Annotated in this window: 12 protein-coding genes and 1 pseudogene; 11 read left to right on the forward strand and 2 right to left on the reverse strand. The window is 69.7% G+C overall.

What is annotated here, in order from left to right:
* Positions 1-179 precede the first annotated feature (179 nt).
* The 5 genes from F3J10_RS31980 (at position 180) to F3J10_RS32000 (ending at position 4307) form a co-directional block, all read left to right on the forward strand.
* Entirely contained in the window at positions 180-500 is a 321-nt protein-coding gene (locus F3J10_RS31980) for a ferredoxin (protein ID WP_013699500.1), read from the forward strand.
* A gap of 37 nt (positions 501-537) precedes the next feature.
* Entirely contained in the window at positions 538-1170 is a 633-nt protein-coding gene (locus F3J10_RS31985) for an alpha/beta hydrolase (protein ID WP_013699499.1), read from the forward strand.
* 448 nt (positions 1171-1618) lie between these two features.
* On the forward strand, positions 1619-2923 hold the full coding sequence (locus F3J10_RS31990; protein ID WP_025097071.1) for a D-alanyl-D-alanine carboxypeptidase family protein: 1305 nt from the start codon (positions 1619-1621) through the stop codon (positions 2921-2923).
* Between the two features lie 96 nt (positions 2924-3019).
* Positions 3020-3934: a D-amino acid aminotransferase gene (locus tag F3J10_RS31995; protein WP_167243775.1), complete on the forward strand. Its 915-nt coding sequence runs from the start codon at positions 3020-3022 to the stop codon at positions 3932-3934.
* A gap of 61 nt (positions 3935-3995) precedes the next feature.
* A complete protein-coding gene (locus F3J10_RS32000) occupies positions 3996-4307 on the forward strand; it encodes a YbeD family protein (protein WP_013699496.1) in 312 nt (103 codons plus the stop codon).
* A 33-nt stretch (positions 4308-4340) separates the two neighbouring features.
* Here F3J10_RS32000 and F3J10_RS32005 read toward each other — a convergent pair whose 3' ends face one another.
* On the reverse strand, positions 4341-5417 hold the full coding sequence (locus F3J10_RS32005) for a transcriptional regulator GcvA (RefSeq protein ID WP_025097070.1): 1077 nt from the start codon (positions 5415-5417) through the stop codon (positions 4341-4343).
* 101 nt (positions 5418-5518) lie between these two features.
* On the opposite strand from F3J10_RS32005, the gene F3J10_RS32010 reads away from it, so the two are divergent.
* The 3 genes from F3J10_RS32010 (at position 5519) to lipA (ending at position 7650) form a co-directional block, all read left to right on the forward strand.
* Positions 5519-5848, forward strand: coding sequence for a DUF2917 domain-containing protein (locus tag F3J10_RS32010; RefSeq protein WP_025097069.1), 330 nt, complete (start codon positions 5519-5521; stop codon positions 5846-5848).
* A gap of 64 nt (positions 5849-5912) precedes the next feature.
* Positions 5913-6665 (forward strand): lipoyl(octanoyl) transferase LipB, encoded by a 753-nt coding sequence (lipB, locus tag F3J10_RS32015; protein WP_025097068.1) that lies wholly within the window; start codon positions 5913-5915, stop codon positions 6663-6665.
* Positions 6658-7650, forward strand: coding sequence for a lipoyl synthase (gene lipA / locus F3J10_RS32020; RefSeq protein ID WP_013699492.1), 993 nt, complete (start codon positions 6658-6660; stop codon positions 7648-7650). The genes lipB and lipA overlap by 8 nt, the downstream gene beginning before the upstream one ends.
* A 60-nt stretch (positions 7651-7710) precedes the next feature.
* Here the strand turns inward: lipA and F3J10_RS32025 are convergent, their stop codons facing one another.
* Positions 7711-7968, reverse strand: a complete 258-nt coding sequence (locus tag F3J10_RS32025; protein ID WP_166916287.1) for a hypothetical protein — start codon at positions 7966-7968, stop codon at positions 7711-7713.
* On the opposite strand from F3J10_RS32025, the gene tauA reads away from it, so the two are divergent.
* From tauA to F3J10_RS36095, 3 genes and pseudogenes are all read left to right on the forward strand, one after another.
* A complete protein-coding gene (gene tauA, locus F3J10_RS32030; RefSeq protein WP_167243776.1) occupies positions 7967-8992 on the forward strand; it encodes a taurine ABC transporter substrate-binding protein in 1026 nt (341 codons plus the stop codon). The genes F3J10_RS32025 and tauA overlap by 2 nt on opposite strands.
* A 22-nt stretch (positions 8993-9014) precedes the next feature.
* A complete protein-coding gene (locus F3J10_RS32035; RefSeq protein WP_036049043.1) occupies positions 9015-9818 on the forward strand; it encodes an ABC transporter ATP-binding protein in 804 nt (267 codons plus the stop codon).
* Positions 9815-10007 (forward strand): annotated as a pseudogene (locus F3J10_RS36095) (taurine ABC transporter permease); the annotation flags it as partial. The gene F3J10_RS32035 and the pseudogene F3J10_RS36095, both read left to right, overlap by 4 nt.

Consider the following 10007-nt stretch of genomic DNA (forward strand, 5'->3'; position numbering starts at 1 on the left):
TTGGATCGCCGAGCCGCCCCGGCGCGCCGATCCACGCGCCGCAAGGCCCGCGCGGCAGGCCAGCGCGGCAGGCCAGCGGGCCGCGCGCTCGCTCGCTATAATCGGACCTCCCGACACCCTCCCCAATCCAGCTGGCGGCGCGCGGCACAGACCAGGCGCACGCAGGCGGTCCCCACATCATGAACGGCAGCTACTACCAGCATCACGTGTTCTTCTGTCTGAACCAGCGCGACCCGGGCGCGGATCGCCCGAGCTGCGCCAATTGCGATGCGCAATCGATGCAGGAATACGCCAAGAAGCGCGTCAAGGAGCTGGGCCTGGCGGGCGCCGGCAAGGTCCGCATCAACAAGGCGGGCTGCCTGGACCGCTGCGAGGAAGGCCCGGTGATGGTGGTCTACCCGGAAGGCACCTGGTACACCTATGTCGACAAGCAGGACATCGACGAGATCGTCGAATCGCACCTGCGCGACGGCCAGGTGGTCGAGCGCCTGAAGATCTGAGCGCGCCGCGCGCCAAACGAAGGAAACCGCAAGCCGCATGAACGCCCAAACGCAGAAGTCCCTGATCGACGGCCCGGTCGGCCGCATCGAGATCGCCGTCGACCTGCCGCCCGACGGCACCGCCACGCGCGGCATCGCGCTGGTCGCGCATCCGCATCCGCTGTTCGGCGGCACCATGGACAACAAGGTCGCGCAGACGCTGGCGCGCATCTTCACCCAGCTCGGCTACATCGTCACGCGTTCGAACTTCCGCGGCGTCGGCGCCACCGAGGGCACGCACGACAACGGCCACGGCGAGACCGACGACCTGCTGGCGGTGCTGGCCCACATGCGCGCCCAGCCCGGCCAGGCCGAGCTGCCGCTGGTGCTGGCGGGTTTCTCGTTCGGCACCTTCGTGCTCTCGCAGGTCGGCAAGCAGATGCGCGAGCGCGGTGAGGCGATCGAGCGGATGGTGTTCGTCGGCACCGCGGCGAGCCGCTGGGCGGTGGCCGAGGTGCCCGAGGACACCATCGTGATCCACGGCGAAACCGACGATACCGTGCCGATCGGCTCGGTCTACGACTGGGCGCGGCCGCAGGAGCTGCCGGTGATCGTGATCCCGGGCGCCGAGCATTTCTTCCACCGCAAGCTGCATATCCTCAAGCGCGTGATCGTCGACGCCTGGCGCTGAGCCGGGCGCGCCGCCCGGGCGGCGATCCGGTCGCGTTGCGGCGGGGGGCCTGCCGCCATCTCGTCGCGGTCCCGCCGTGCTTCTGCCGTGCTTCCCTTTGCGCGTGCCTGACGCCGGACTTGCGAATCGATTGCGGGCGACGGCGGCGCGCGCCGTGCGTCTACCATCTGTCCGCCGCGCGCGACAGAAACCGCCGCCGCGGCTTGGGGCCCGGCCGGCGCCCGTATAATGGCCGGGTTTGCCCGCTACGCACGGCAGCTTCGACGCCGGCGGCGGCTCGCGAATCCGCGCGTTTTCCGCGCGCCGCGAACCGACGCTGCCGCCGCCTGTCCAACTCCGCGCGTCGCGCCAGGCTCCGCCCAGGTGCCGCGGCCGGACCGCTCGCCGTCCCGGTTCCCCGATCTTGCGCCCCGTGCGCAGCACTTTCTGCCATCAGCCTGAATCGATCATGCGTTTGTCCTCCGTAGGCCTCAAGTCTCTCGCTTCCTCCACCGCCTTCGCCACCGTCGCGCGCAACGTCGCGCTCGGCGTGGTGGTGCCCGCCGCGCTCGTGACGACGGTTGCCGTCGCGCAGGCCAAGCCCGCCAAGAAGGCGGCAGCGGCTGCCGCCGCGGCCGCGGCGCCGACCGGCGCGCCGGCCACCTACATGCCGGGCGCGGTGCCGCCGCCGGGCGTCAATGCGCGCTCCTGGGTGCTGGTCGACGCGAGCAGCAACCAGGTGCTGGCTTCCGGCAACGCGGACGAGCGCGTCGAGCCGGCCTCGCTGACCAAGCTGATGACGGCCTACCTGGTGTTCGAGGCGCTCTCCACCAAGAAGATCTCGATGGAGCAGATCGTCACGCCGAGCGAGGCGGTGCGCCGCGTCGGCACCGACGAGTCGCGCATGTTCATCGAGGCCAACAAGCCGGTCTCGGTGCACGACCTGGTGTACGGCATGATCATCCAGTCGGGCAACGACGCGGCGATCGCGCTGGCCGAACTGGTGGGCGGCAGCGAATCGCAGTTCGTCAACATGATGAACGCCGAGGCGCAGAAGCTCGGCATGTCGGGCACCCACTTCGCCGACGTGAACGGCATGCCCGACCCGCAGCACTACACCACGGCGGGCGACCTGGCCAAGCTGTCGGCGCGCCTGATCCGCGACTTCCCCGACTACTACAACATCTTCTCGGTCAAGGAATTCAGCTACAACAACATCCGCCAGCCGAACCGCAACCGGCTGCTGTGGATCGACCCGACCGTCGACGGCCTGAAGACCGGCCACACCCAGGCCGCCGGCTACTGCCTGATCGCCTCGGCCAAGCGTCCGCTGCCGGGCGCCGACGGCGGCACGCGCCGCCTGGTCTCGGTGATGATGGGCGAGACCAAGGAAAGCGACCGCGTGCAGGACAGCATGAAGATGCTGAACTACGGCTACAGCGCCTTCGATGCGGTGCGCCTGTACAAGGGCGGCCAGGCCGTCGAGACGCCGCGCGTCTACAAGGGTCGGGCCAATTCCGTGCAGGTCGGCGTGCAGAAGGACCAGTTCGTCACGCTGCCCAAGGGCGTGGGCGACAAGGTCAAGCCGCAGGTCACGCTGAACACGCCGCTGATCGCGCCGCTGGCCGAAGGCCAGCAGGTCGGCACGGTGCAGTTCGTGGCCGACGGCAAGACCGTCGCGCAATTCCCGGTGGTGGCGCTGCAGGCGGTGCCGGAAGCGGGCCTGCTCGGCCGGATCTGGGATTCGATCCTGCTGATGTTCAGCAAGAAGTAAGCTTCGACGCGCTCGGCACGACGCCGGCGCGCCGCAAGCGGTAAGCTGTCGGCGCGGGGCCGTCCCGCGCCCGTCATCTTTTCCACCTTGATCGCCATGAGCCAAGCTGAGTTCGATCCGGTCGTCCATCTGAGCGTGTCCTCGCAGGAGCAACGGGTGCCGCTGTCCGAGGCGCGCGTGCCGGTGCTCGATCGCGGTTTCATCTTCGGCGACGGCGTCTACGAGGTGGTGCCGCTGTACGCGGTGGAAGGCGGCGGACGCAAGCCGTTCCGGCTGCCGCAGCACCTGGCGCGGCTGGACCGCAGCCTGAAGAAGCTCGGCATCCCCAATCCGCGCGACGATGCCGGCTGGCGAGCGCTGCTCGACGAGCTGCTGGAAGCGAACGCGGCCGGGCTCGGTGACGGCCAGCATGCCAAGGCCTACCTGCAGATCACGCGCGGCGTCGCCAGGCGCGGCCACGCGTTTCCGGCCGAGGTCACGCCCACCGTGTTCATGATGGTCAGCCCGATGGAGCTGCCCGGCAACGAGATGCGCACCACCGGCGTGCGCTGCGTGACGGCCGAGGATCGCCGCTGGCTGCACGCCGACATCAAGTCCACCTCGCTGCTTGGCAACGTGCTGATGGCCCAGCATGCGGCCGAGCGCGAAGCCTTCGAGACCATCCAGCTGCGCGACGGCAACCTCACCGAGGGTTCCTCCTCGAACGTCTGGGTGGTGAAGAACGGCGAGCTGCTCGCGCCGCCGCGCAGCAACAAGATCCTCGAGGGGATCCGCTACGCGCTGCTCGAGGAGTTGGCCGAGGCCTGCGGGATCCCCTTCGTGGCGCGCGAGATCAACGAGGCCGAGCTGCGCGCGGCCGACGAGATCCTGCTCAGCTCGGCGACCAAGGAAGTGCTGCCGGTCACCTCGCTCGACCAGTTGCCGGTGCAGGATGGCCGCCCCGGCCCGGTCTACATCGCGCTCTACGAGGCCTACCAGCGCGCCAAGGCGAGCGAGCTGGCGGCGGCCTGAGCCTGCCGGTGGGGCCTGGCGGCACCCACTGGTTTTTCATCGATTCCTTCTGGAGAAGCTTATGACCACCGACCCGTCCAAGACAGTCGAACTGACTGGCGCGATCGATACCAGGAAGGAGACGCTGCTCGAATTCCCCTGCGATTTCCCGATCAAGATCATGGGCAAGGCGCATCCCGAGTTCAAGGACACCATCTTCAAGGTGGTGGCCGTGCACGACAACGAGATCGACCTCGAGAAGATCGAGGAGCGCTCCTCCAGCGGCGGCAACTACACGGGCCTGACCATCACCGTGCGCGCCACCAGCCAGCAGCAGCTCGACGACATCTATCGCTCGCTGACCGGCCATCCGATGGTGAAGGTCGTCCTCTAGGCGCGAGCGCGCCGCGGGCCGGCCCGGCCGGCCTCATTCCTCCCGCTTCGGCGCGGCCGCCATGGCCGCGCCGGGCAGCCCGGGAGCGTCGGCCGTGCCGGCTCCCGCGAGGCCTGCCTGCGCCGGCATCCCGCCCGGCGGCTTTCCCCCGATCGTTTCCCCCTCCCCGTTTCGCGCGGCCCGCCGGGCCAGGCGCTCGGCATCGATGCGCAGCCATTCCCGTTCGAAGTGCGCCAGTTCCGCCAGCAGCCAGGTGCGGAAGGCCTGCACGCGCGGCGCGGCCAGCCGCGAGGGCAGGCAGACGAAATAGCAGTGCCAGGGGCTCGGCCCGTCGATGTCGAACAGGCGCACGATGCGTCCCGCGTCGAGTTCGGCCGCGGCCAGCGAGCGGCGCACCAGGGCGATGCCCTGGCCGTCGATGGCGGCCTGCACCAGTTGCGAGGAATCCTGGAACAGCAGGCCGCGCTTGGGCTCGCTGAGCGTCTCCAGGCCCGCCGCGTCGAACCAGGGGCGCCAGAGCTCGTCGTCGGAGCGCAGCAGCGGGTAGCGGGCCAGGTCGGCCGGCTCCCTGGGCAGCACGCCGCCGTTCAGGCTCGGCGCGCAGGCCGGGAAGAACATCTCGTCGAACAGCTTCTCCACGTGCAGGCCCGGGTAGTGGCCGTTGCCGAAGCGGATCGCGATGTCGACGTCGTCGCGCGAGAAGTCGGTCAGCGAGTTGGTGGACTGCAGTTCGAGGTCGATGTCGGGATGGCGGTCGATGAAGGAGCCGACGCGCGGTGTGATCCAGCGCGCCGCGAAGGACTGCAGCGAGGACACCACCAGGCGGTTGCCGCGGTCGGCGGCGCGCACGTCCTGGGTGGCGTCGAGCAGGATGGTCAGCGCGGCGCGCACCTGGCGCGCGTAGCGCTCGCCCGATTCGGTCAGCGACAGGCGCTTGCCGTGCCGCACGAACAGCGGCACCCCGAGCTCCTCCTCGAGCGCGCGCACCTGGTGGCTGATCGCGCCGTGGGTGACGAACAGCTCGTCGGCCGCGCGCGAGAAGCTCTCGTGGCGGGCGGCGGCCTCGAAGGCGCGCAGGGCATTCAGCGGGGGGAGTTTGCGCAGGTCCACTTGCTAATTTTTCTCACAAGAACGTGAAAACGTATCGTTTTACGTAAACCCTTGATGTGCCTACGATTGTAGCCATTCCCCCGCTGTTTCCGGAGCGCATCATGAGAGAAATATCGTCAAGCGTCACCTTCGAGATCCAACCCGGCGAAACCGTGCCGATGAAGGTCGTGCACAGCACGCGGCTCAGCATCCAGGGCGCGACGGTATGGGCCACGCGCAGCGAGGATGTCGACGACTACTTCCTGGCGCCGGGCGCGAACCTGCGGCTGCGCCGCGGCGAGCGGCTGTGGCTGGCCGTGGAAGGGCCCGAGGTGGCCCGCGTATCGTTCAGCGTCGGCGCGCCGGCGCCCGGCGAGGTCGCCCACACGGCGCTCACGCGCCTGGGCAACTGGCTCTCGGCGCGCCTGCACGACGGCTGGCGCACGGTCTGAGCGATGGTCCCGCCGACACGCGCCCGCCCGGCGGCGCGTGTCGGTTTTCGGTAAACTAGCGTCCATGTCAGCGCCGGCCCCCATCAACTTGTCCCCGATTTCCACCGATCCCGCCGCGACGGCCGCCCCCGAGGCGGCTGCCGCGGCGCCGTTCGTGGTGCGCTGGCTCGGCTCGGCGCCCTACGAGCCGACCTTCGAGGCGATGCGCGCCTTCACCGATTCACGCACGCCCGAGACGGCCGACGAGATCTGGCTGGTCGAACATCCCCCCGTCTACACGCTCGGCCTGGCCGGCGACCCGGCGCACCTGCTGGTGGCCGACAGCGGAGTGCCGCTGGTCAAGGTGGACCGGGGCGGGCAGATCACCTATCACGGCCCGGGCCAGATCGTCGCCTACCTGCTGGTCGAGCTGCGCCGCCGCAAGCTGACGGTGCGCGGCATGGTCGAGCGGATCGAGCAGGCCGTGATCGACACCCTCGCGGCGTATAATCTCGCGTCGGTCCGCAAGGCGGGCGCGCCCGGCATCTATGTGGAATCAGGGCCGCATGCGGGCGCGAAGATCGCCGCCCTCGGCCTGAAGATACGCAACGGATGCAGCTATCACGGGTTGAGCCTGAACGTCCGGATGGACCTCGGCCCGTTTCTCGCGATCAATCCGTGCGGCTACGCGGGACTCGAGACGGTCGACATGGCGAGCGTGGGCGTGCTTGCCGACTGGCGCGACGTGGCCGACACGCTCGTGCGCCGTCTGACCGCCAACCTCGACGGCGCCACCGTCGCCGCATTGCCGCAGGCACTGGAACACACGAATGACTGACGTAACCGCAACCCCCGCATCGGCCGCCGCGGCCGAACCCGCCGTCTACGATCCGAGCGCGAAGCAGAAGGCCCAGGCCAAGACGGCGCGCATCCCGATCAAGATCGTGCCGATCGAGAAGCTCAAGAAGCCCGAGTGGATCCGCGTGAAGGCGGCCACCGGCAGCTCGCGCTTCAACGAGATCAAGACCATCCTGCGCGAGCACAACCTGCACACGGTGTGCGAGGAAGCGAGCTGCCCGAACATCGGCGAGTGTTTCGGCAAGGGCACGGCGACCTTCATGATCATGGGCGACAAGTGCACGCGGCGCTGCCCGTTCTGCGACGTCGGCCACGGCCGCCCCGATCCGCTCGATCCTGACGAACCGGTCAACCTGGCCAAGACGATCGGCGCGCTGCGCCTGAAGTACGTGGTGATCACCAGCGTCGACCGCGACGACCTGCGCGACGGCGGCGCCGGCCACTTCGTCGAGTGCATCCGCCATGTGCGCGAGCATTCGCCGGAAACGCGCATCGAGATCCTCACGCCGGACTTCCGCGGCCGCCTGGACCGCGCGCTGGGCATCCTCAATGCCGCGCCGCCCGACGTCATGAACCACAACCTCGAAACCGTGCCGCGCCTCTACAAGGAAGCGCGCCCGGGCTCGGACTACGCGCATTCGCTGAAGCTGCTGAAGGACTTCAAGGCGCTGCATCCGGACGTCGCCACCAAGTCGGGCCTGATGGTCGGCCTGGGCGAGACGCCCGAGGAAATCCTGCAGGTGATGCGCGACCTGCGCGAGCACGACGTCGACATGCTGACCATCGGCCAGTACCTGCAGCCTTCCGAGCATCACCTGCCGGTGCGCGAGTACGTGCATCCCGACGTCTTCAAGATGTACGAGGAAGAGGCCTACAAGATGGGCTTCACGCATGCGGCGGTGGGCGCGATGGTGCGTTCGAGCTATCACGCCGACCTGCAGGCGCACGGCGCCGGCGTGGTCTGAGCCGGCTGCTTCCGGGTTCGCCTGCTTCCAGCCCTGCCTGCCGGGCCGCTTCGGCGGCCGTCATGAAAAACCCGCCGCGAGGCGGGTTTTTTGTTGGCGGCGCGGCTCGCCGCGGGCCGCGGCCGTTTGCTGGGCGAGGCGGCCTTCGCGCTCGCGCCGCGCTGCGCGCCCGATCGTCGGCCGTATCCGGTCGAACGCGAAAAGCATAGCGCCAGCAGCGTCAATTGCATCGCAGAAATGATTGGAACGGCGCCGCCGCGCAATCTCTATAGTCGGGCGTTTTCGTGCCACCGCATCCGACTCGTAGAGGTGATTCATGCCGCGTTTCCGTTCCGTCCTGACCGCCGCGCTGGCCGGCGCCGTCGCCACGCTCAGCCTTGCCGCCGCGCCCGCGCGCGCCGCCGACAAGGAGGTGGTGATCGCCTACCAGGACATGGTGGTGCCCTGGCGCTACGCGCAGGCCACCGGCGAGGTGGAGAAGGCGACCGGCTACAAGGTGACGTTCCGCAAGCTCGGCAGCGGCGCCGACGTGATCCGCGCGCTGGCCTCGGGCTCGGTGCAGGTCGGCGAGGCCGGCTCGGCGCCGGTTGCCGCGGGCCTCTCGCAGGGCGTCGATCTCTCGCTGTTCTGGATCCTCGACAACATCAACGACGCCGAGGCGCTGGTCGCCCGCGACGGCTCGGGCGTGACCAGCGTGGCGGGCCTCAAGGGCCACAAGCTCGGCGTGCCCTTCGTCTCGACCTCGCACTTCCACGCGCTGGTCGCCCTGCAGCAGGCCGGTGTCGATCCCAACCAGGTGAAGATCGTCAACCTGCGTCCGCCCGAGGTGGCGGCGGCCTGGGCGCGCGGCGACATCGACGCGACCTACATCTGGGATCCGGTGCTTGCCAAGGTCAAGCAGAACGGCAAGGTGCTGATCACCTCGGGCCGGGTCGCCAAGGCCAGCGGCAAGGCCACCTTCGACGGCTTCGTGGCGACCCGCGCCTTCGCGCGCGACAACCCCGAGTTCCTGAGGCGCTTCGTCAAGGTGCTGGCGGCGGCCGATGCCGACTACCGCGCGCATCCGGCCGCCTGGGGCAAGGGTTCGGCGCAGGCCGCGGCGGTTGCCAAGGAGTCCGGAGCGAACCCCGACGAGGTGCCGGCCAGCCTCGCGCTCTATGCCTTCCCCTCGCCGGCCGAGCAGGCCTCGGCCACCTGGCTGGGCGGCGGCGCGCAATCGGGCGCGGCGAAGTCGCTGGCGGCCACCGCGGCCTTCCTGAAGGCGCAGGGCACCATCCAGACGGTGCTGCCCGACTACTCGGTCGGCGTCGATCCGCAATTCGTGAAGGCCGCCGCGCATTGAGCGACGGCCGGGAGGCATCAGCATGAGCACGCTCGATATCCGGCGGCTGTCGGTCGCCTATCCGGGAGAGCGCGGGCGGGAAGGCACGCGCGCGCTCGATGAAGTCGACCTGTCAATCGGGGCCGGCGAATTCGTGGTCGCGGTCGGCGCCTCGGGCTGCGGCAAGACCAGTCTGCTGAACTGCATCGCCGGCTTCGTCGAACCCAGCGCCGGCGAGGTGCTGCTCGACGGCGAACCCGTCACCGGCCCGGGCGCCGATCGCGGCGTGGTGTTCCAGAAATACGCGCTGCTACCCTGGCTTGACGTGCTCGGCAACGTGGCGCTGGGGCTGCGCTTCCAGCGTGTCGCGAAGGCCGAGCGCGAGGCGCGCGCGCGCCGGATGCTGGCCCTGGTCGGGCTCGAGCGATACGCGCATGCGCGCGTCTACGAGCTGTCGGGCGGCATGCAGCAACGGGTGGGCATCGCGCGGGCGCTGGCGGGCGATCCGCGCGTGCTGCTGATGGACGAGCCGATGGGCGCGCTCGACGCGATGACGCGCGAGACCATGCAGGAGCTGGTGCTCGATCTGTGGGCGCGCACCGGCAAGACCGTGTTCTTCATCACGCACGACGTCGAGGAGGCGCTGTTCCTCGGCACGCGGGTGGTGGTGATGACGCCGGGGCCGGGGCGCATCGCCGAATCGCATGAACTGCCGTTCGCGCGGCAGTACGTGCGCACGCGCGATGCGCGCGCGGTGAAGTCCTCGCCCGAGTTCATCGCCTGGCGCGAGCGGCTGATCGGCCGCCTGCATGGGCGCGATACCGATACCGCCAGGGAGGCCGCATGAGCACGACCGACGACGTTCGCGCGCGCACGGTGACCTGGCAGACCGGGACGATCGTGAGCGCGGGCGGCGAGGCAGCCGCGCGCGGGTCTCGTGCGACGCTCGCGGCGGCTGGCGCGCGTGCGCCGGAAGGTGCCGGTGCTGGTGCCGGCGATGGCGCGCACGCGGGTGTACCGCGCGCCGCCTCGCGTC

This window comes from Burkholderia sp. Cy-637 (assembly GCF_011753175.1).
Lineage (GTDB): Bacteria > Pseudomonadota > Gammaproteobacteria > Burkholderiales > Burkholderiaceae > Burkholderia > Burkholderia gladioli.

Excerpts from the sequence above, each read along its gene's own strand:
- tauA (WP_167243776.1), top strand. The coding sequence starts at position 7,967 with ATGCCGCGTTTCCGTTCCGTCCTGACCGCCGCGCTGGCCGGCGCCGTC.
- F3J10_RS32000 (WP_013699496.1), top strand. The coding sequence starts at position 3,996 with ATGACCACCGACCCGTCCAAGACAGTCGAACTGACTGGCGCGATCGAT.
- F3J10_RS32035 (WP_036049043.1), top strand. The coding sequence starts at position 9,015 with ATGAGCACGCTCGATATCCGGCGGCTGTCGGTCGCCTATCCGGGAGAG.
- F3J10_RS32010 (WP_025097069.1), top strand. The coding sequence starts at position 5,519 with ATGAGAGAAATATCGTCAAGCGTCACCTTCGAGATCCAACCCGGCGAA.
- F3J10_RS31990 (WP_025097071.1), top strand. The coding sequence starts at position 1,619 with ATGCGTTTGTCCTCCGTAGGCCTCAAGTCTCTCGCTTCCTCCACCGCC.
- F3J10_RS32025 (WP_166916287.1), bottom strand. The coding sequence starts at position 7,968 with ATGAATCACCTCTACGAGTCGGATGCGGTGGCACGAAAACGCCCGACT.
- lipA (WP_013699492.1), top strand. The coding sequence starts at position 6,658 with ATGACTGACGTAACCGCAACCCCCGCATCGGCCGCCGCGGCCGAACCC.
- F3J10_RS31985 (WP_013699499.1), top strand. The coding sequence starts at position 538 with ATGAACGCCCAAACGCAGAAGTCCCTGATCGACGGCCCGGTCGGCCGC.
- lipB (WP_025097068.1), top strand. The coding sequence starts at position 5,913 with ATGTCAGCGCCGGCCCCCATCAACTTGTCCCCGATTTCCACCGATCCC.
- F3J10_RS31995 (WP_167243775.1), top strand. The coding sequence starts at position 3,020 with ATGAGCCAAGCTGAGTTCGATCCGGTCGTCCATCTGAGCGTGTCCTCG.
- F3J10_RS31980 (WP_013699500.1), top strand. The coding sequence starts at position 180 with ATGAACGGCAGCTACTACCAGCATCACGTGTTCTTCTGTCTGAACCAG.